The organism is Nonomuraea aurantiaca, assembly GCF_020215705.1.
Taxonomy (GTDB): Bacteria; Actinomycetota; Actinomycetes; order Streptosporangiales; family Streptosporangiaceae; genus Nonomuraea; species Nonomuraea aurantiaca.
The window spans coordinates 68,161-87,641 of the sequence record NZ_JAIWNB010000024.1 but is presented as its reverse complement, the minus strand read 5'-3'; the positions used below and the strand labels follow the sequence as shown (position 1 = coordinate 87,641).

The 19,481-nt window shown below is 69.8% G+C and carries 21 protein-coding genes; 10 read left to right on the top strand and 11 right to left on the bottom strand.

Translation table 11 applies throughout. The features are described from left to right. Nucleotides 1-27 precede the first annotated feature (27 nt). Together LDL49_RS41310 and LDL49_RS41305 are read left to right on the top strand one after the other, a co-directional pair. A complete protein-coding gene (locus tag LDL49_RS41310) occupies nucleotides 28-1,983 on the top strand; it encodes an NAD(P)-binding protein (protein WP_225300037.1) in 1,956 nt (651 codons plus the stop codon). Next, entirely contained in the window at nucleotides 1,980-2,813 is an 834-nt protein-coding gene (locus LDL49_RS41305) for a PrsW family intramembrane metalloprotease (protein WP_225300035.1), read from the top strand. The genes LDL49_RS41310 and LDL49_RS41305 overlap by 4 nt, the downstream gene beginning before the upstream one ends. Before the next feature lie 16 nt (nucleotides 2,814-2,829). Here the strand turns inward: LDL49_RS41305 and LDL49_RS41300 are convergent, their stop codons facing one another. Continuing rightward, nucleotides 2,830-3,606, bottom strand: coding sequence for an SDR family NAD(P)-dependent oxidoreductase (locus LDL49_RS41300; protein WP_225300217.1), 777 nt, complete (start codon nucleotides 3,604-3,606; stop codon nucleotides 2,830-2,832). A gap of 222 nt (nucleotides 3,607-3,828) precedes the next feature. On the opposite strand from LDL49_RS41300, the gene LDL49_RS41295 reads away from it, so the two are divergent. From LDL49_RS41295 to LDL49_RS41280, 4 genes are read left to right on the top strand one after another with little or no spacing between them, the layout of a single operon-like run. Beyond that, nucleotides 3,829-5,901 (top strand): sensor histidine kinase, encoded by a 2,073-nt coding sequence (locus LDL49_RS41295; RefSeq protein ID WP_225300034.1) that lies wholly within the window; start codon nucleotides 3,829-3,831, stop codon nucleotides 5,899-5,901. Next, a complete protein-coding gene (locus LDL49_RS41290; protein WP_225300032.1) occupies nucleotides 5,898-6,305 on the top strand; it encodes a roadblock/LC7 domain-containing protein in 408 nt (135 codons plus the stop codon). The genes LDL49_RS41295 and LDL49_RS41290 overlap by 4 nt, the downstream gene beginning before the upstream one ends. Next, on the top strand, nucleotides 6,302-6,667 hold the full coding sequence (locus tag LDL49_RS41285; RefSeq protein ID WP_225300029.1) for a DUF742 domain-containing protein: 366 nt from the start codon (nucleotides 6,302-6,304) through the stop codon (nucleotides 6,665-6,667). The genes LDL49_RS41290 and LDL49_RS41285 overlap by 4 nt, the downstream gene beginning before the upstream one ends. Further along, nucleotides 6,648-7,220 (top strand): GTP-binding protein, encoded by a 573-nt coding sequence (locus LDL49_RS41280; protein ID WP_225300026.1) that lies wholly within the window; start codon nucleotides 6,648-6,650, stop codon nucleotides 7,218-7,220. Before LDL49_RS41285 ends, LDL49_RS41280 begins: the two co-directional genes overlap by 20 nt. Here the strand turns inward: LDL49_RS41280 and LDL49_RS41275 are convergent. From LDL49_RS41275 to LDL49_RS41255, 5 genes are all read right to left on the bottom strand, one after another. Continuing rightward, complete coding sequence (locus tag LDL49_RS41275) at nucleotides 7,217-7,594, bottom strand: DUF742 domain-containing protein (RefSeq protein ID WP_225300024.1); 378 nt, start codon at nucleotides 7,592-7,594, stop codon at nucleotides 7,217-7,219. The two genes, LDL49_RS41280 and LDL49_RS41275, sit on opposite strands and share 4 nt — an antisense overlap. Continuing rightward, nucleotides 7,591-9,807, bottom strand: coding sequence for a nitrate- and nitrite sensing domain-containing protein (locus LDL49_RS41270; protein WP_225300022.1), 2,217 nt, complete (start codon nucleotides 9,805-9,807; stop codon nucleotides 7,591-7,593). Before LDL49_RS41270 ends, LDL49_RS41275 begins: the two co-directional genes overlap by 4 nt. 57 nt (nucleotides 9,808-9,864) lie before the next feature. Continuing rightward, nucleotides 9,865-10,536: a DUF998 domain-containing protein gene (locus LDL49_RS41265; protein ID WP_225300020.1), complete on the bottom strand. Its 672-nt coding sequence runs from the start codon at nucleotides 10,534-10,536 to the stop codon at nucleotides 9,865-9,867. A 316-nt stretch (nucleotides 10,537-10,852) separates the two neighbouring features. Continuing rightward, nucleotides 10,853-11,041: a hypothetical protein gene (locus tag LDL49_RS41260; RefSeq protein WP_225300018.1), complete on the bottom strand. Its 189-nt coding sequence runs from the start codon at nucleotides 11,039-11,041 to the stop codon at nucleotides 10,853-10,855. 58 nt (nucleotides 11,042-11,099) lie between these two features. Beyond that, nucleotides 11,100-11,549 carry a MarR family winged helix-turn-helix transcriptional regulator gene (locus LDL49_RS41255; RefSeq protein ID WP_225300016.1) on the bottom strand — a complete coding sequence of 150 codons (450 nt, stop codon included), beginning with the start codon at nucleotides 11,547-11,549 and terminating at the stop codon, nucleotides 11,100-11,102. A 61-nt stretch (nucleotides 11,550-11,610) separates the two neighbouring features. On the opposite strand from LDL49_RS41255, the gene LDL49_RS41250 reads away from it, so the two are divergent. Beyond that, on the top strand, nucleotides 11,611-12,120 hold the full coding sequence (locus LDL49_RS41250) for a VOC family protein (RefSeq protein WP_225300014.1): 510 nt from the start codon (nucleotides 11,611-11,613) through the stop codon (nucleotides 12,118-12,120). A gap of 71 nt (nucleotides 12,121-12,191) precedes the next feature. Beyond that, complete coding sequence (locus tag LDL49_RS41245; protein WP_225300012.1) at nucleotides 12,192-12,431, top strand: hypothetical protein; 240 nt, start codon at nucleotides 12,192-12,194, stop codon at nucleotides 12,429-12,431. Nucleotides 12,432-12,624: 193 nt separating this feature from the next. Here LDL49_RS41245 and LDL49_RS41240 read toward each other — a convergent pair whose 3' ends face one another. Further along, entirely contained in the window at nucleotides 12,625-13,200 is a 576-nt protein-coding gene (locus LDL49_RS41240; RefSeq protein WP_225300010.1) for an NADPH-dependent FMN reductase, read from the bottom strand. Between the two features lie 97 nt (nucleotides 13,201-13,297). Between LDL49_RS41240 and LDL49_RS41235 the strand changes: the two genes are divergently transcribed. Next, the gene (locus LDL49_RS41235) at nucleotides 13,298-13,630 is read left to right on the top strand and encodes a winged helix-turn-helix transcriptional regulator (protein ID WP_225300008.1); all 333 of its coding nucleotides are present in this window, start codon (nucleotides 13,298-13,300) and stop codon (nucleotides 13,628-13,630) included. Nucleotides 13,631-13,642: 12 nt separating this feature from the next. Here LDL49_RS41235 and LDL49_RS41230 read toward each other — a convergent pair whose 3' ends face one another. Beyond that, nucleotides 13,643-14,749 carry a hypothetical protein gene (locus tag LDL49_RS41230; protein ID WP_225300006.1) on the bottom strand — a complete coding sequence of 369 codons (1,107 nt, stop codon included), beginning with the start codon at nucleotides 14,747-14,749 and terminating at the stop codon, nucleotides 13,643-13,645. A 254-nt stretch (nucleotides 14,750-15,003) separates the two neighbouring features. Between LDL49_RS41230 and LDL49_RS41225 the strand changes: the two genes are divergently transcribed. Further along, entirely contained in the window at nucleotides 15,004-15,843 is an 840-nt protein-coding gene (locus LDL49_RS41225) for an HTD2 family dehydratase (protein ID WP_225300004.1), read from the top strand. A gap of 8 nt (nucleotides 15,844-15,851) precedes the next feature. On the opposite strand, the gene LDL49_RS41220 is transcribed toward LDL49_RS41225, so the two are convergent. From LDL49_RS41220 to LDL49_RS41210, 3 genes are all read right to left on the bottom strand, one after another. Continuing rightward, nucleotides 15,852-16,643, bottom strand: a complete 792-nt coding sequence (locus tag LDL49_RS41220; RefSeq protein ID WP_225300002.1) for an SDR family NAD(P)-dependent oxidoreductase — start codon at nucleotides 16,641-16,643, stop codon at nucleotides 15,852-15,854. A gap of 177 nt (nucleotides 16,644-16,820) precedes the next feature. Next, nucleotides 16,821-17,963 (bottom strand): SEL1-like repeat protein, encoded by a 1,143-nt coding sequence (locus LDL49_RS41215; RefSeq protein ID WP_225300001.1) that lies wholly within the window; start codon nucleotides 17,961-17,963, stop codon nucleotides 16,821-16,823. A gap of 166 nt (nucleotides 17,964-18,129) precedes the next feature. Next, nucleotides 18,130-19,416: a cytochrome P450 family protein gene (locus LDL49_RS41210; RefSeq protein ID WP_225299998.1), complete on the bottom strand. Its 1,287-nt coding sequence runs from the start codon at nucleotides 19,414-19,416 to the stop codon at nucleotides 18,130-18,132. Between the last annotated feature and the right edge of the window lie 65 nt (nucleotides 19,417-19,481).

The window sequence follows — 19,481 nt, the reverse complement described above, 5'->3', positions numbered from 1 at the left end:
TTTACCCGGAGTCCTGAGGATCGGCGCATGAGCGACATGAACGCGCGCTCGGCGCGCGACCTCGGGATGGACCGGCCCATTTCGCGCCGCGACTTCTTGGACGGCGTCGCCATGGCGGTGGGCATGCTGGCTTTGGGAACGTCGGGGGGCTGCGGCTCGCGGCCGGACCGGCCGGACGCCGTCGAGACCTTTCCGCCGGGCGTGCCCCGGGCCGAGGTCTCTCCGCCGAGCCTGACCGGGCTGCGGGGCGGCACCCCGGAGTCGCTCAGCGTCGCCCACGCGCTCCGCGACGGCCGCTTCTGGCAGTACGCGGGCACCCCCGTACCCACCGGCGAGCACTACGACCTGGTGGTGGTCGGCGGTGGCATCAGCGGGGTGAGCGCGGCCTTCGAGTGGCACCGGCAGAACCCCAAGGCCCGCATCCTCATCCTGGACAACCACGACGAGATCGGCGGGCACGCGCGGCGCAACGAGTTCTATCCCGCGGGCCGCGGCGGGCCGCTCGTCGGCTGCGGCGGCTCGCGGTCGATCCGGATGCCCTCGGTGTGGACGCCCGAGGGCAAGGAGCTGCTCGACCGGCTCGGCGTCGAGCTGAAGAGGTTCGACCGGTATTTCGACCAACGCCTCTACGGCGAGCTCGGGATGCATCGCGGCGTGATGTGCGATCGGGAGACGTTCCGGACGGACGCTCTCGTCCGCATCGCACCGAAGATGCGGACCGAGGAGTGGGTCAGGCGGATGCCGATCGCCGAGCAGGCCAAGAAGGACCTGGTCATGCTGTACGACAAGCCGCGCGACTGGTTCCCCGGCCTGTCGCAGGAGCAAAAGGAGGAGCGGCTGGCGGCGCTGACCTACTCGGACTTCCTGCTGAAGGTCTGCCGCGTGCACCCCGACGTCGAGCTGTTCTGCCGGACCATGCCGAGCGTCATGTGGGGGTACGGCACACAGACGTTCGGCGCGATCGACGCCTGGGGCAGCGACTACCCCGGTTTCGGGGGTCTGGGGCTGGACGGCGGCAAGCCCTCACGGTTCAGCTCACCCAGCATGAAGAAGGAGTGGAAGGCGGCCGACCCGAACATCTACCACTTCCCCGAGGGCAACCAGGCGCTGGTCCGGATGATGGTCGGCCGGATGATCCCCGGCTTCGCCGATTCCACCTCCATGGACGGCATCACCACCGCCTCCTTCGACTACGGCCGGCTCGACCTGCCCGCGAATCGGGTCCGCTTCCGGCTGTCGAGCACGGCCGTCAGCGCCCGCAACGACGGGCCGCCCGACACGGCGGGCACCGCGACCGTCGGCTACTTCGACGGCCACCGGGTGCGTACGGTGCGCGCCGGAGCGGTCGTCCTGGCCTGCTGGAACATGGTCATCCCCTACCTCGTCCCCGACCTGCCCGAGGACCAGAAGCAGGCGTTGCGCGACGCGGTCAAGATGCCGGTGGTGGACGCCATGGTGCAACTGCGCGACTGGGAGGCGTGGCGGCGCCTCGGCATCGACCGCACCCGCTGGACGGGCGCCTACTGGTGCCTGTCGGAGCTCGACCACCCGGTCACCATGCCCGGCTACGACTGCCCGAAGAAGCCGGGCAGCCCGATCAACGTGCGCATGCTGGCCGCCACGTGCCGGTCGGAGCTCGGTCCGGCCGCGGGCGCCGCCACGGGCCGGAACGAGCTGCTCAACACGCCCTACAGCCGCCTGGAGTACACCATCCGCGACCAGCTCGCCCGGCTGCTCGGCCCCGGCGGCTTCGACCCGGCCGCGGACATAGAGGCGATCACGGTCAACCGCTGGGGCCACGGGTACGCCCCGGAGTACTGCCGCCCGTGGAACTCCTTCTACCCGGACGGCCCGTTCCCCGCCGACCTCGCGCGCCGCCGGTTCGGCCGGATCGCCATCGCCAACTGCGACTCGGTGCCGGCCTCCCGGGCCGACGCGGCCATCACCGCCGCCCATCGGGCCATCAGCGAGCTGCCGACGTGAGGCCATGGCTGCGCGTCTTCCTGATCGGCCTCGTGCTCTGGGTGGCGAGTGTGATCGTCACCGCGTGGACCGCCAACTCCAACCTCGTGCCGATGGTGGTGCTCTTCGGCAGCTTCCTGGTCCCGGTCACGTTCGTGACCTGGGCCTACGGGCGCGCGCGGTCGCCCGAGGTGACGGTCGAGACGATGTTCGGCGCGTTCGTGATCGGCGGCGCGCTGGGGGTGCTCGGCGCGTCCCTGCTGGAGAGCTGGCTGATCCGGCCGTCGCTCCTGATGTACATGGCGGTGGGCCTGATCGAGGAGGGCGTCAAGCTGGCGGCCCTGATGTTCGTCTCGCGGCGGCTGATCCGACGGACGACCAAGGACGGCCTGGTGCTCGGCGCGACCGTGGGCTTCGGCTTCGCCGCGCTGGAGAGCGCCGGGTACGCCTTCAACTCGCTCTTCACCTCGGCCGGGCTGTCGCTGTCGCAGCTCGTCGAGACCGAGGTGCTACGCGGGGTCCTGTCGCCCGTCGGCCACGGCCTGTGGACGGCCATCGTGGGCGGGGTGCTCTTCTCCGCCGGGGGCCGGCTCAAGGGGCGGGTGGTGCCGGCCTATCTCGGGGTCTCGCTGCTCCACGCGTTGTGGGACTCGATGAACGCCATCGCCATCGCGATCACGCTGGTGCTGACCGGGCAGGTGTGGCAGTTCCAGTTGCTGCGCATCGGCAGGGTGCCCGGCGTCACCGAGGCGCAGGTGCACGTCTACACGATCCTGGAGTGGGCGGGGCTCCTGGTGATCTCGCTGGTCGCGCTGCTGTGGCTGCGCTCCGTCAGCCGCTCAGGGAGGTGACGCCGGCCTGCCCGCGTCAGCTCTTCAGGGCGGTGAGGCTGGCCTGCCAGAGGCGTTCGGCCAGGGCGGGGTCGGACATCGCCGGCGGGACCCGCTCCGGGGCGCGCTTGGCGAAGTAGGCTCCGGCGCGCCGCTCGCCGTCGGCGTGCGTGGCCAGGTGCACCAGCGTGCGCGCGCCGTACTCGGGCGGCTTGGCGTAGCCGGGCACGGCCAGGAACATCCGCATGATCCACGTCTGCGCCGCGAACCCGGTGCGGATCACGCCGGGATGGAAACAGGTGGCCGCCACCCCGCGGGCCGCCAGCGCGACCGTGAACAGGGCGTTGGCCTGTTTCGTGTCGCCGTACTGGAGCCAGCCGTTCCATCGTCGCCGCTCACGCGACAGATCGTCCGGGTCGAGCCGGCCGCTTCTGCCCGCCCGTGAAGAAGTGGTGACTACCCTGTCGACCCGATCTGTTAGAGAATCGGTCAGCAGAAAGGGGGCGAGATGGTTGACCTGAACCATCAGCTCGTGACCGTCCACCGTAATCTGGCGCCCCGGACTCATGACGCCGGCATTGTTGGCCAGCACGGCAATTCGGTCATAACGCTCACGCAACACCGCCGCGAGCCTACGAACGTCGTCAAGCGATGTGTAGTCGCAGGTCAAAACATCGGCTCCCGGCCCGCTCAACCCGTCGGCCACGGCTTTGAGCCGAGCCTCGTCCCGACCGACGAGCACCACCCGGTGCCCCCGCCGTGACAGCTCAGCCGCCGCCGCGGCGCCGATGCCGGCACTCGCCCCAGTAATCACGCTAATCAACGCGTTCCTCCCACTGCGCCGGAAGCATAATCGGTGCTAGTCTCCTGTGCGATCTTCCGGAGGTGTGTTTACACAGAGTGTGCAAATACCCCTCGACTCCGAGGTTGGGACATGGGCTCGCATAACCGGTCAATTCGGTTCAAGATCTTCTTATTGCTGCTGCTACCCCTCCTGTCTCTGAGTGCGCTCTGGGGCTTTGCCCTCAATCTCACCGTGGGTGACGGTCAGGCCCTGCTAAGAGCCAACACGCTTTATCAGACGATCGGCATCACCTCCACCGACCTGGGCTTACAGCTCCAGGCCGAGCGGGCCCAATCGGCCGTGGCGGTCACCACCCGTCAACTCACCCAGGAGCTCGGGTCGCAGCGCGCCCGCACCGACAAGTCCGTCGCCGACTTCCAGAAGTCCGCCGTGACAGCGGGTGACGCGATCAAGGACAACCTGCGCGCCTCCCTCGACACCCTCACCGGGGAGCTGAGCCGGCTCGGCTCCATCCGCGCCGACATCGACGGCGGCATCAGCTCCCGGCTGACGAGCCTCAACGAGTACAACCGGGTCCTCGACGCCATCTTCCGGCTCTACGACCACCTCGTCTCGGTGCCCGACCTGCCGCTGTTCCAGCAGGCGTCGTCGCTGCAGGCCATGGGCAACGCCCGGGAGATCATCGCCCGCGAGCACGCGCTCCTCAGCGGCGCGCTCATCGACCACCGGCTCACCGAGCCGGAGCTCACGGCGTTCACCGAGTACGTCGCGACCCGCAGGTTCCTCAGCGCCCGTGGCCAGGCCGGCCTCGACACGGCGCTGCGCCGGCCGTACGAGCAGATCTTCGCCGGCGAGCCGTTCAGGGACTTCACCGCCATGGAGACGCGCATCATCGCGACCGGCGCCCCACCCGCCGACGGCGCGACGTGGAACGCGCCCGTGGACCGGCTCACGGCGCAGCTCGACAAGCTCGGCGCGGCGTCCTCCGAGGTGCTGAGCGAGCGCGCGCTCGACGCCGCCACCAGCACCATGGTGAAGATCGGCACCGCGGGCGGTCTCGGGCTGATCGCCGTGCTCGCCTCGATCATCATCTCCGTACGCTTCGGCCGCCGCCTCGCCGGTGAGCTGGCCGCGCTCAGGTCCGCGGCCGTGGAGCTGTCCGACAACCGGCTGCCCGACCTCGTCGACCGGCTGAGCCGGGGCGAAGAGGTCAACGTCAAGAAGGTTGACGTGGAGAAGGTTGACGTTGAGAAGGAGGCCAAGCCGCTCAAGGTCAGCGGCGCCGCCGAGATCGTCGACGTGGCCAAGGCGTTCGGCTCCGTGCAGCGCACCGCCGTACAGGCCGCCGTGAGCCAGGCCGCGATGCGGCGCGGCATCGGCCAGGTGTTCCTCAACCTCGCCCGGCGCAAGCAGGGCCTGCTGCACCGCCAGCTCGCGCTGCTCGACGGCATGCAGCGCCGTACGCACGACCCGGACCGGCTGGAGGAGCTCTTCCGCCTCGACCACCTGACGACCCGCATGCGGCGCCACGCGGAGAGCCTGATCATCCTGTCCGGCGCCGCCCCCGGTCGGGCCTGGCGCAAGCCGGTGCCCGCGGTCGACATCGTCCGGGCGGCGATCGCCGAGGTCGAGGACTACACCAGGGTCACCGTCGAGGCCATGCCCGGCAGCGCGCTCGACGGCGCCGCCGCCGCCGACCTCACCCACCTGGTCGCCGAGCTGGTCGAGAACGCCACCATCTACTCGCCACCGAGCACCACCGTGGTCGTCCGCGGCGACCTGGTCAGCAACGGCTACGCGATCGAGGTCGAGGACAGAGGGCTGGGGCTGGCGCCCGGCGAGTACGCGACGTTCAACGCCCTGCTGGCCAACCCGCCGGAGTTCGACCTGGCCGACAGCGACCGGCTCGGCCTGTTCGTGGTGGCCAGGCTGGCCGAACGGCACGGCATCCAGGTGCTGCTGCGCCGTTCGCCCTTCGGCGGCACCACCGCGATCGTGCTGGTGCCGCGCGGGCTGGTCCACGACCAGGCCGCACTCGAGGCGGGCGGCGACGGCGAGGCGCCCGCGCTGCCCAGCCGTACCAAGAAGAAGACGCTCGCGGTGGTGAACGGCACGCATGCCGGACTGCCGAGGCGAGTGAAACAGGCAAATCTGGCACCCCAGCTCAAGACGGACGAGCCGCCTGAGCCGGAACCGGAAGAGAAGACAGAGCGCTCTCCCGATGAGGTACGGGACCTGTTCTCCGCCTACCAGCGGGGAACACAACGCGCCCGAGAAGAAGCGAATGAGGAGGGGGAGGCATGAGTGTGCCGACGACCAACACCGGTGAGCTGAACTGGCTCCTCGACGACCTGACGACCAGGGTCGGAGCAGTACGGCAGGCCGTCATCCTGTCGACCGACGGCCTGGCGGTCGGCTACTCCAAGGGACTGAGCCGCGAGGACGCCGAGCACCTGTCGGCCGTGGCCGCCGGGTTCCAGAGCCTGGCCCGCGGTACGGGACGGCACTTCAGCGGCGGCGACGTGCGCCAGACCATCGTCGAGATGGAGTCGGCGTTCCTCTTCGTGACGGCGGCGGGAAAAGGCACCTGCCTGGCCGTGCTGGCCGACGCCAATGTTGACGTCGGGCACATCGCGTACGAGATGGCGATGCTGGTCAAGCGGGTGGGGCAGCACATATCCACCAACCCCAGGGCGACATCGTCATGAACGAACCCCCGCGGTGGCTTGACGAGGACGCGGGGCCGGTCGTCCGGCCCTACGCCCTCATTCGCGGGCGCACCAGAACCTCCGGGGAGGCGTTCGACCTCATGGCGATCGTCTCCATTGTCGGTGACCCGGAGTCGTATGATCTCGAACCCGAGCAATTGCTCATCCTGCGGGCAGCGCGTAACCCGATCACGGTGGCCGACGTGGCCGTCGAGCTCGATCTGCCCGTCGGCGTCGTCCGGGTGCTGCTCGGCGACTTGCGTGACCACGGCCTCATCTCGGTGACGTCCCCCTCGGAAAAGGGGCCGCGTCCGAATGAGCGCATTCTCAAGGAAGTGATCAATGGACTCCGTGCTCTCTGAGGACCCCGTCGCGCTGAAGATTCTGATCGCCGGGGGGTTCGGCGTGGGCAAGACCACGCTGGTCGGCGCGATCAGCGAGATCAGGCCGCTACGCACGGAGGAGGTGCTCTCCGATCGCGGCGTCGGCGTCGACGATCTCGACGGTGTGGAGGCCAAGACCACCACCACCGTCGCGATGGACTTCGGCCGTATCACCATCCGTGAAGGCCTGGTCGTCTACTTGTTCGGCACCCCGGGTCAGGAACGATTCTGGTTCATGTGGGACGAGCTGTCCTACGGCGCGCTCGGAGCCGTCGTGATCGCCGACACCCGGCGGCTGACCGACTGCTTCCCGTCCGTCGACTACTTCGAGCAGCGCGGCACGCCGTTCGTGGTGGCCGTCAACTGCTTCGACGGCGCCGACCGGCACAGCGTGGACGACGTACGGATCGCGCTCGACCTGGACGACGACGTGCCCGTGCTGCTCTGTGACGTGCGGCGGCGCACGTCGGCCAAGGAGGTCATGGTCACGCTGGTCGAGCATTCGCTGAGGACGATGACCTCAGCCAACTAGAGGGCCCGCAGACCGTTGATGACCTCTCTGAGCAGGCTCTCCGTAGGGGTCGTCGCCTTGGCGAGCGGCGGGCGGACCGAGACCAGGCCGTAGTCGAGCAAGTCTCCGAGCAGTACCCTGGCCACCCCCACGGGCAGGTTCAGCTCGGCGGCGATCTCGGCGACCGGCCTGGTCTGAGCGGTGACGCAGTCCATCATGCGGCGGTGCTGGCCGCTCAGCTCCGCCTTGGCGGGCACCGGCAGGCCGGTCGGCGACACGGTCGCCAGGAGGTCGAGCTCGGGCGCCGAGGACTTGGTGCGCCCCCGGGCCACCGCGTACGGCCGCACAACCGGGCCGGCCTCCTCGTCAACCCACTCGTCTGGCCCATGGGTCACGATTGGGATCCCCCATCCTGATCGCTGTCCTGCCGCCCGCGCTGCCAGCCCGACTGGAGCGAGGAGAGCAGGGCCCTGGCCTCCTCCGGTGAGCGGCTCTCGGACGAGCGTGCCTCAGTCTGCTCGGGGGGTGGCGACTGCTTGAGCTGCTCCGGCAGGTTGGCCTGCCGCACCCGGCGGGGCAACGCCGACTCCTGGGACGTCTCAGGGCGGTGCTTGGCCGTGCGCTGGCGGCGCGGCAGCTGGCCGGGGGCCGTCACGTCCTGCGGCATCCTGTCGTCCGGCGGCGTCCTGACCACCGAGACCGATACCGACTCCAGCTCGGGCGTCCGCACCGGCGTCGGGAGGGCCTGGATCAGCGCCGTGGGCACCAGGACGATCGCGGTGGTGCCGCCGTAGGGGGAGGGCTTGAGCGTGACCGTGATGCCGTGTCTGGCGGCCAGCATGCCGACCACGGAGAAGCCGAGCCGCTCGGTCTGCGACGCCTCGAACTCGGGCGGGCTTTCCAGCCGCTCGTTGACGGCCTGCCGGGCCTCGGGGGTCATGCCCAGCCCGCGGTCCTCGACCTCGACGGCGAAGCCCCTGCCGACCAGCTCGCCGCGGACCGACACCTCGTTGCCCGGCGAGGAGAAGGCGGCGGCGTTCTCGATCAGCTCCGCGAACAGGTGCATGAGGTCGGCCACGGCCGCGCCGGAGACCCCGCACTCCGGCATCGGGTAGACGCGGACCCGGGTGTACTCCTCGACCTGCGCGGCGGCGCCGCTCAGCACGTCCTCGACCGGGATGACGCCGCGCCACCTGCGTCCGGCGGAGCCGCCGGAGAGCAGCACCAGGCCCTCGGCGTGGCGGCGCATGCGGGTCGTCAGGTGGTCGATCTTGAACAGCCGGGACAGCGCCTCCGGGTCCTCGGTCTCGCGCTGCATCTCGTCCAGCAGCTTGAGCTGGCGCTGCAGCAGCGACTGGCTGCGCCGGGCCAGGTTGCGCAGCGCCTCGGAGACGCCCTGGCGCAGCTTGGCCTGCTCGACGGCCGCGTCCACGGCGGTGTACTGGACGCTGTCGAACGCCTTCGCCAGGTCGTCGATCTCGCTGGTCGCGCCGTCGCACATCTTGATGGGCGGCACCTCGGCCGCGATGTCGACGTTCTTGCCCTGCCGCAGCTTCGTCACGACGCCGGGCAGCCGGATCTCGGCCAGGTCGAGCGCGTTGCGGCGGAGCGCCGCCAGCTCACGGCTGACACGCCGGCCGACCCGGATGGAGATGAAGATGGACAAGGCGACCGCGATGAGACCGAGGACGCCGGCCACGCCGGCCCGTACGAGGATGGCGATGCCGGCCGGCGTCATCCGGGCCAGCAGCCGGTCCCCGTTGTCCCAGACGACCTGGGTGTAGGCCTTCAGCTCGGGGTCGGCCATGCCGCGCCAGACCGCCGGGTCGAGCATCCGGCCCGCCACGTAGCCGTCCAGCGCGCGCTCCATCGCGGCCCAGCGCGCGGACTCGGTGACCTGCTCGAACGGGGTCCGCAGCTCGGCGTCGAGGTTGGCCATGGCCTTGGGGAACATGTACGTCCGCGTGCCGTCGAGCTTCGCGAGCATGTGCATGTCGCCCATGGACGGCTTGCCGTTGGCCGCGATGATCAGCGAGTGCTCGCGGCTCAGCAGCTCGCGGACCTCACTGGCGGCGATCAGACCCTGCGCCTGCTGGGCCAGCTCGACGTCCGTGCCGAGAGTCAGCGACGGGTACAGGTGATGGACCGCGTCGCTGACCGCCGAGTATTCGGTGATCAGCGTGCCGGGGGTCAGCTGGCGGCTGTCGACTTTCTTCCTGATCTCGGGCAGGCGGTCGACGGCCGTGAAGACGTCCTTCAGCCGCCCGCGCATCTCAGGGGTGAGGGCGGCCTGCGTCGTCTCCGACAGGCCCCCGTCGGAGAGCCGCTTCTTGACCTCGTCGACCTTGCCGCGTGTGGCGGCCAGCTGGGCGGGGTCGGCGACGCCGCCGGAGATCACCTCGGCGGCGGCGAGACGCTCCTGCTCGATTGTGTAGACCAGGAAGTCGGCGTGGTTGATGACACCGGACCAGATCGTGTCGACCTTCAGCAGGCCCATGGCCTCACCGGTGGTGGTGCTGGCGGCGAAGCCCCAGAGTCCGACCAGAGAAACCAGTGGGAGAACCAGCAGCGTCGAGATCTTGAATCTGATGGATCTGCCAGATGCCATGACGCCCGCTCCCGGATAGAAGATCGCGGGAGAGAATAGCACCAAATGAGGCGGTTCTTAAGATCGACTCGCGACAAATCTATGATATGTCCGGAAATCAGCAGGTCGCTCGATGGCCCGCCCCCAGGCCAGCCGTACCAACCACGCGGCGAGCACCGCCAGCAACGCCACCTCCGCGCCCAGCAGCAACCGCTCCACCAAACCGATCATCACCCGCTCGCCGGGCAGCGCCACGTACGTGATCGCCAGCACCCCGAGCCCGCCCGCCAGGGCCAGCCACTCGACGGTCCGCGCGACCGGCTTCCACGCCTCGTCGGCGGTCAGCCGGGGCACCAGCAGGGCCGCCGCCGCGGGCAGGCTGACGAACGCGGCCACCGACACGTAACGGTGAATCTCCGCCGTCAGGGTCAGGTCGGCGCCGATCGGCGAGGTCGGGATCACCGCGGCGACGATCAGCGCCCCCGACCACACCCACAGCAGCCGCTCCGGTAGCCCCCGCACCGGTGCGTCCGCCGCCTTCAGCGCCTTCAACAGGATGAGCGAACCGAGGCCCAGAACCATCATCGCCGCTTCCGTGACGCCTCCGCGGTCGGACACGGCGTATTCGCTGACGGTCATGTTGAGGGGGTTCAGGCCGGGGTCGAGCACCAGCTGCCCGACCACGGTCCCGGCCACCGCGAACACGATCGACCCGCAGGCGATGATGGGATAGAGCCTCTTTGCGGTCATAGCCCTACTTTCCCGCCCCCGCCCCACCCCCACATCAGGCCCCACCCCTGACCCGACCCTGATGTCATCTCGGGGTTTTTTTGGGGGGTCTTTTCTTTTACGGCCGGCACGGGAGGGCCCATCCGCCGACCGGGGTCGGCGCCTTCCAGGGGCACGGTCCTCCGCCTCACCGGCTGGGCGCCGTTACGTGCGTCTTCTTGACCGGCACGGTCCATCGCTGCTCGCCGCTCGGGAGTGGAGGGCCCTACACGATTCGCCGGGGGCCGTCGGCTCGGGGTCCCTCAGGATCCGTGGTGGTCCCTCGTGGTCCGTCGGGTTACAAGCCCGAAGGGTCTCTGCCGACGGTGATCTCCTCGGCGATTCGGCGGAGTTCGGCCATGTCCAGGCCGGGGGCCTTGGGCAGTTGGCGTAGCAAGGCGTCCATCACCACGGGCACCGGCTGCCCGGCCAAGCGGCCGGCGATCCCGTGGACTGCCCTGAACAGCGCCTCATCCGTGTCGTGCATCCGCTCTCCTCGTTCGACTTCCGGGAGAACCGTACGGCGTCGCGAGGACAGTTTCGCGCTACGGCTCCAGCGTGTTCCGCACCGCCGCGCAGATCTCGGCGAGCTGTCCCAGCTGCTCGGGGGTGAGGACGTCGAACAGGCTCCGCCGTACCTCCTCCACGTGGCCGGGCGCGGCGGCGGCCAGCGCGGCGAACCCCTCGTCGGTGAGCGCGGCGAAGCTGCCCCGGCGGTCGGAGTCGCAGGGCCGGCGCCGTACCCAGCCGCGCTCCTCCAGCCGCGCGACCGCGTGGGAGAGCCGGCTCTGCGAGCTCTGCGCCCTGGCGGCCAGCTCACTCATCCGCATCGAACGTTCCGGCGCCTCCGAGAGGGCCACCAAGATCATGTAATAGGTGTGCGGCATGCCCGCCTCGCGCTGGAGCTGGCGGTCGAGCGCCTCGTTCACCAACTGGGTCGCGGCCAGGAAGTCGCGCCAGGTGCGCTGCTCGTCATCGTCCAGCCATCGAGTCATGCGCCCATTTTAGTTGAACTCTCATATACTTAGCGGTAGCTTCCGCCGAAAGGGGTTCACCATGCCGGTCCAGCGGCTCAACCACGCGGTCCTGTACGTACGCGACGTCGAGCGCAGCGTCGCCTTCTACCGGGAGGCCCTCGGCTTCGAGGTGGTCATGGGCATGCCCGGCGCCGCCTTCCTCCAGGCCGCCGGCTCGACCAACGACCATGACCTCGGCCTGTTCCAGATCGGCGAGCGGGCGGGCCAGTCCACCGCCGGCCGGTCCACCGTGGGCCTCTACCACCTGGCCTGGGAGGTGGACACGCTCGACGAGCTGGAGCGCATCGCGGCCAAGCTGAGCGAGCTGGGCGCGCTGGCCGGGGCCTCCGACCACTCCACCACGAAGGCCCTGTACGCGCACGACCCCGACGGCCTGGAGTTCGAAGTCTCGTGGCTGGTGCCCGCCTCGCTCCTCACCGAGGAGGTGCTGACCGCGCGCAGCGGCATCCGGCCGCTCGACCTCGCGGCCGACAAGGAGAGGTACGGCGGCCAGACGCGTGGCGGCGTGGGCGTCTCCATCCCCGCCTGACGTCCTAGCGTCACATTTCGCACTGGATGTACCGTGGCCTTATCCCACTCCCGCGCTTATGGAGGAGGGCCATGCCGAGCGATCCCGACCATGTTCTCGACGCCATCGACGGTGTCGTCGACGAATGGGAGACGTTGAGCGCCGACGCGATGCGCTGGGCGCCTCCCGAGAGCAAGTCCGAAGATTTGATCCACGAGGTGACGGAGATCTTCGGACCGCTCGCGAACGCGCTCACCCAGGCGTTCCGCCCACTGGGTGACGCCGTGACCCGCGTGCTCGACAACCTGATCGACAACGACGACGAGTCCTGAAAATAACCCGCCAACACCAGCCATGACCTCGCCTGCCGCGCCGGCCCGGCAGGCCATACCGGATGCTTGGCTCGCTCGCCGTCGCTCGCGACGGGCGGGTCAGGCCGTGGGGCCAATGGGGGAGTCCGGCCGTGTAGCCAACGAGGCGGGCGCTGTGGGCCGATGGGCCGAGCAAGGCGAGTCGGGCGGCGGGTCAGGCGGCTGAGAGGCGCATGGGGCGCAGGGCGCTCGTGAGCTTGGCGAGTTCGGCCAGCAGGGCGTCGGCGGAGGCGGTCATCATGTCGTTCGGCTTGAACGTGCCGTTCTCGAGCAGCTGCGGAACGAACGGCACGTTGACGGCCTCGACCACCGGGATCATCTTCAAGGTGCTGACCACCTGGCGCAGGCTGTTGACCGCGCGGGTGCCGCCGGAGAGGCCGCCGTAGCTCACGAAGCCGGCCGCCTTGTGCTGCCACTCCTGGTGCAGGAAGTCGAGGGCGTTCTTGAGCACGGCGTTGAAGCTGTGGTTGTACTCGGGCGTCACGAAGACGTAGGCGTCGCCGCGCTCGACGATGGCGCTCCACTCCTTGGTGTGCGCGTGCTCGTACTGCTTGAGCTTGGGGTGGTTCGGCTCGTCCAGGAAGGGCAGGCCCACCTCGGCCAGGTCGATCAGCTCGACGTCGAAGTCACCGCCGGCCACGGCCCGCTCGTAGAACCACTCCCCGATCACCCTGCCCACGCGGCCGGGGCGGGTGCTGGCGATGACTACCTGCAGTACGGGCTTGGACATGGGGCGCTCCTCAGTCTTGGATGTCTAGCTGCTCAACATTATTGAGTAACTACATATTTCTTAGCAAATGAGGCGGCGGTTGGGTAAGATCTACGGCGTGAGCATTGATTCGGTGTGCGTCCGGTTCCACACCGCCCTCGAACTGATCGGCGCCCGGTGGTCGGGCGCCGTGCTGCAAGTGATCTTCAAAGGCGCGCACCGCTACGCCGCGCTCAAAGCGGCCATCCCCGGCGTCAACGACACGATGCTCGCCCGGCGCCTGCGGGAGCTGGAGGCGGCCGGGCTGATCGAGCGGCGCGTGCTCGACACCTCACCGGTCAGGGTCGAATACCACCTGACCGAGATGGGCGAGGAGCTGCGCCCGGTCATAGACGAGCTGGTCATCTGGGCGCACAAGTGGATCCCGCTCCCGGAGGAGAAGGCCTCCTGACCTTCGGGGCCGTCAGGCGGCTCCCACATGTTCGGCGATGGCCTCGGTGACCGGTATGACCGTGGGCAGCGGGCGGGCGGTGAAATGTGCTGGCTTGTGGCTGCGCAGCAGCAGCTCGCCACTGCGTTCCCAGTCGAAGCCGCGTTTGTTGAGCAGTTTCGCGAAGACCGCGCCGGCCTTCTCGGGATCGCGTTCGGCCAGCCGCCGGATCGGCACCGGCGAGACGGCCTCGCCCCGGAGATAGGCGCTGACCAGCTGGCGATAGGGCCGCCTGGCGACCAGGCCGGGGTCCAGGAAGACCTCCTCCAGCTTGGCGAAGTCGGCGTAGTAGCCGAGCCCCGCCACCTCGTCGAAGATCAGGGCGACCGTCTCGGCCCCTTCCATCTGTACGGGCAGCTCCCGCGTGGTCGGCGGCGCGCCGCCCAGGCGGCCCGACTGGTACGCCAGGTAGCCGCGCATACGGTCGGGCAGCTCGGAAGGCCGGAGCACGACCAGGTCGGCCCCGAAATGGCCGATGAAGCACTGGCGCTGCTCGCTCTGCAGCTCCCTGGCCCGCGTCAGCAGCACCGGGTTGCGGAACACCCAGGCGGGATGCTCCAGCGCGATGTGCGCGGCCACCGGCAGGAGCGTGTCGCGCGCGGCAGCGGCGTGCACCGCGGGCGTGCCGCTGATCAGCCAGTCGAGCCCGAGCGGCACCAACCTGCCCACCACGTACATCCCTGGCCGCAGCTCCCCGAACGCAGCCTCACCCAAGTTGGAGAACGCCCGGTAGACCAGCTCGTCCACGAGGTTGAACAGCCGCACGGCCGCCCCGTCGACCACCCGCACCTCGTACACCCCCTCGACCACGTCCTTCCAGCTCGACAGCAGCTCGACCTCGGCCCTGGCCAGGCCGGGCCGCTCGCGCAGGAACCGGTCGATGACCGTGTCACCGCTGGCCAGCAGGTGCTGGTGGGCGAAGTAGTCGATGGGGAGGAAGGCCGCGGCCTCGTCGGCGGGCGGGTCATCGGCGTAGAACCGGGCGAGCACCCCGCCCAGCTCGCGCTCGAACCTGCCGGAGGTGGCAAAGTGGATCAGCTCGGCCTTGAGCTCAACGGCCCGCGCCAGCATGGTCATCATCACTCCTCGTGTCCGGAGTGACACTAACCGTCCCCGGGGTGGCCGGGACGGCTCTTCCACCAGTTGGGGTCACCACCTCCCGCCCGTCCGGGCCCGTGGCGGCCACCACCTGCCGTTCGTCCCCGGCCTCGCCCGATAGCCTCGTACCGATGAGGTGCCGGGCGAACCGCTGCCGTGGCGGCCCGGTCGCGCGCTCAAGGGGTGGTAGGCGAATGGCGCTCTTGGATTACCTACGCGACTGGCATCCCAATCCCGTGACCAGCGAAGACGTCATCTCGCCCCAGCCCGCGGCGGCCCTGGCGGCGGTCCTCGACGCGCCGCCGGCCGCCGGTGAGGCGCTGCCGTTGCCGTGGCAGTGGCTGTACTTCCTGGAGTGGCCGCCACAGGCCGCCCTCGGCCTCGACGGCCATCCGACCAGGGGTCACTTCCTGCCGCCCATCCCCCATCGGCGGCGGATGATCGCGGGTGGGCGGATGCGGGCGCGGCGGGGGCTGGAGATGGGGCGGCCTGCCGTACGGACCGCCGAGCTGACGGCCGTCACGCCGAAGGAGGGGCGGACGGGAGAGTTGTTGTTCGTGACGGTGCGGTACGAGTACCGGCAGGGTGGGGAGCTGCGGCTGGTCGACGAGCAGGACCTGGTCTACCGCTCGGACCCGCCGGCCGAGGAGGCGACTCCCGGCGAGACGCTTCCGCAGCCCGGAGAACCAGCCTCCGCCCCGGTCCCTGCCTTGGCTGATGCCGGCGCTGGCGCGGCTGAGGCCGCGTGGCGGCTTGCGGTTACCGTCGCTCCGCCGCTGCTGTTCCGTTTCAGCGCGCTCACCGCCAACGCCCACCGCATCCACTACGACCAGCGCTACTGTACGGACGTCGAGCGCTACCCCGGCCTCGTCGTGCACGGCCCGCTGCTCGCCGTCCTCATGGCCGAGCTGCCCCGACGGCACACCCTGGGGCGGCGGATCACCGGGCTGACCTACCGCCTGCGCCGTCCCGTCTTCGAGGGCGAGCCGTTCGTCGTCACCGGCTCACCGGAGTCGGGGCAGCTGAGCGTCCAGGACACGTCCGGCCGGCTGCGAGCCGAGGCGCACTTCACCTGACCCCCGGCTCACACCGTCTTGAGCATCCCGCCGTCGACGAAGTACGTGGAGCCCACCGAATAGCCGGCCCGCTCCGAGCACAGGAAGACCATGAAGTCCGCGACCTCCTCCGGGGTGGCGAACCGCTTGATCGGCGCGTGCTCCCGCGCGACCTCGTCGAGGTGCGCCTGCCAGTCCCCGCCGCTGTCCGCGGTCAGCTGCTTGGCGGTCTTCACCCAGTCGGGGGTGAGGACCAGGCCGGGGTTGACGCAGTTCACCCGGATGTTGTGGTCGATGACCTCCGTCGACAGCGTCTTGGAGAACATCATCAGCGCGGCCTTGGTCACGTTGTAGATGGGTTCGTACCAGAGTGGCTGCACGGCGCAGATCGACGCGTTGTGCAGGATCACCCCGCCGCCGCGCCGCCGCATGCCGGGCACGAGGCCGCGGGCCAGCCGTACCGCCGCCATGACGTGCAGGTCCCAGTACGCCTGCCACTTCTCGTCCGGGGCCTCGAGTATGGTCTCGTTGGACCCGGCTCCGGCGTTGTTGACCAGGATGTCCGCGCCCTCGAAGCCGTCTTCGGCCGCCTCGATCAGCGTCGCGGTGCCCTCCGCGGTCGCCACGTCACACGGGACGGGCACCACCCGTACACCGTGGGCTTCGCGGATGCCGCGCGCCGCCTCCTCCAGACGGTCGCCGGCGCGGGCGGCGAGCACGAGCTGCGCGCCCTCGGCGGCGAGCCCCTGCGCCACGGCCAGGCCGATCCCGGAGCTGCCCCCGGTGATGACGGCGACCTTGTCCCTCAACCCGAGTTCCACGAAACCTCCCGCGCTGTCCACACCTGCCCCTCCATCATCGGGCACCATGGATCTTTCTCCCGGCGCGACTTCCGGGCGCCTCGTCAGGAGGATCCACTCGCCGAGGATCATCCACGCGGTGCGCAGGGTGAGCTGCGCCCCAAGGTCGGCGAGCCGCATCGCCCAGAGATGAGCCTCCTATTCAGCCTTTCCTATGTCTCGGCCATGTCGGTGCTCCCACGTGCGCGTTTCCGGATTCCATCGAAGCGCACCGCGCGGGCCGCTGAGATCGACGTCGCGAAGCGCGGCCAGCGCCTCGTCCGTCGCGTCGGTACGCATGTGCAGGCGCAGACGGGAGTCGGGATCGCTGACCACGATCAATGTGCTCTCTGCGGGTTCGTCACCCTTGGCGAGCTTGCGCGCGAGCTTGCGTAGCTTGCTACGTACTCCGTCGTAGGTGTCCTCGGCCACGCGGCCGATCAGCGCCTCCACGAACGGCACCAGCGCGGACGCCGTCACGACCGTGGCGACGACCGTCACCCACTCCTCGAATTCGGCGACCTCAGGTCTGTCCCGCCGGATCCTGTCCCGCATCGCGGCGGCCTCGCCGGAATCACCATGGCGATCAAGGAACGCCGCGTACTCCTCGCTGTCGCCCCTCTGCTCCAGCAGCGACCGGGCCTCGGCCACGCGGCCCCGCCGCTCGAAGAACTCGCCCAGCGACCGGGCGGATCCGGCCTCACGGTAGAGCCGCTCCGCGCCTGCCAGGTCACCGTCGCGTTCCTGCCGCTCGGCGTAATACACCGCCGCCGATCCAGAGCCGAGATCGTACGCGTCCCGCATCCACCGGTCGGCCGCCTCCTGCAGCCCCTCCTCCGAGAGCGACACGGCGAGCTGGTGGACCTCGCCGCCCGGGTCGTCGGACCGCAGGCAGACCTCCCACGCTTCATCGTCGGCACCGCGTATCGCCAGGAGGAGGGCGAGCCTCGAACTCAGTGACCAGTCAAACCCGCGTTCGGTGGCGCGACGCAGCCAGATCTCCTCCTCAGACCGCCGCCCCTGCTTGTCGTAGAAGTGCGCGAGCAGCGAGAACGCCCTACGGTCCCCCGCCTCGGCGGCACGGAGGTACAGCCGCTCCTGCTCGGCGGGATCGTGCCGACCACACCACGCGCCGAGCCTGCGCATGGCCTCGGTGGAACCCGCCTCCACCGCCCGTCTCACCCAGGCGTCGCCCTCGCCGGCCCGCGGCCCATGCCGTAACGCCAGCCACAGGGCGATCATCGCCTCCAGGTCGCCGGCTTCGGCTTGTGCACGCAATGTCTCTTCGTCGGCTGAACCCATAGATCCATCATGGTCGGAACCGCCCGCGGTGGGTGCTCACCCGGTGAAGGTGGCGTCCAGACACCGGTAATGCTCTTCGGGATCGGCCGCCCCGCCGCGCCAGGCGAGCCCTACGCCGACCTTCCCCCGGCTCCCATTGGTGGGACCTGCCTTCCTGACCGGCCCGCTACCAGGTGAGGAAGAGCGTCTCGGGAGAGCGGTGGATGAGGGTGGGGGCCATCGTGATGTCGGGGTGGGCCAGGCGCAGGCCGGGGAGTTCGCGAATCAGGATTTCCAGGGATATCCGGACCTGCTCCTTGGCGAGTTGCGAGCCTGGGCACCCGTGTGGACCGTGTCCGAAGGACAGGTGACGGAAGGCTTCCCGGCCGATGTCGAACTCGTCCACCCGCACCTCGGCATCCGCCCGTACGTCGCCGTCCGCCCGCACCTCGCCGTCCGCCCGCACCTCGCCGTCCGCCCGCACGCCGCTGTCCACCCGCGCGCCGGCGTCAGCGTCGCGGCCGGCTGAGGCGAAGGACACGAAGACCACGTCGCCCTCGTGCAGCTCGGTGCCGCTCAGCGTCACCGTGGTGGTGACCGTACGCCGGAAGCCCTGGACCGGTGCCTCGAACCGGAGCGCCTCCTCGATGGCCGCGGTGACGAGCCGCGGCTGCTCGCAGAGCAGTTCCCACTGGCGGCGATCGCGCAGCAGGTTCAGCACCACGGTGCCGAGCAGCGCGGTCGTCGTCAGGTGGCCGGCCAGCAGCAGGTTCTGGACATTGGACACGATCTCCTTGCGCTGGTCGAGCGTGAGGTCCTCGGATCCGGGGGCCAGGTCGCGGACCACCTCCGTGAACAGGTCGTCACGTGGATCCCTCCGCCGCGCGCGGGCGTAGCCGTCGAGCAGCCGCTGCGTGTCCACGATCTCCTCCGCGACCGCGACCTGCTCGGTCTCCGTCAGCTCGGTGAACACCAGCGTCTCCGCTCCCTGCACCCCGCGGATCGCGCCGGGTATGTCGGCGGGGTCCAGGCCGACCAGATGGCCGATCACGGCGGCGGGCAGCGGCCTGGCGTACGCGTCCATCCACTCGACCTGACCGTCGCCGGCGAAGGAGCCGATGAGCGCCTCGGCCCGCTCGGTGACGAACGGCAGCGCGGCGGCCACCTTGGCGTGCGACAGCCCTCTGACGAGGGGCCGGCGCAGGCGCCGGTGCGCGTCGCCATCGGCGCCGAGCACCGTCCGCGCTCCGCCGAACCCCTGGCTCAGCACCGAGAGCGCGGCCTTGCTCGGCAGGTGGTCGGGCCGTAACGCGCCCGCCGACGAGAACTGCTCAGGCTTGCCCAGCACCTCGCGTACGTCTTCGCGCCTGCTCACCAGCCAGGCGTCCAGCTCCGGTACGAAGGTAAGCCCTTGAGCCCGGCGAGCCTCGGTGTAGACGGGGTACGGGTCGCGGTAGAAGGCCTGTAGGTTCACGTGCCTATGGTCGCGGGTGGGATATGCGCCGGACAAGCTTTGCCCAAAGGCTCAATACGTTGCCG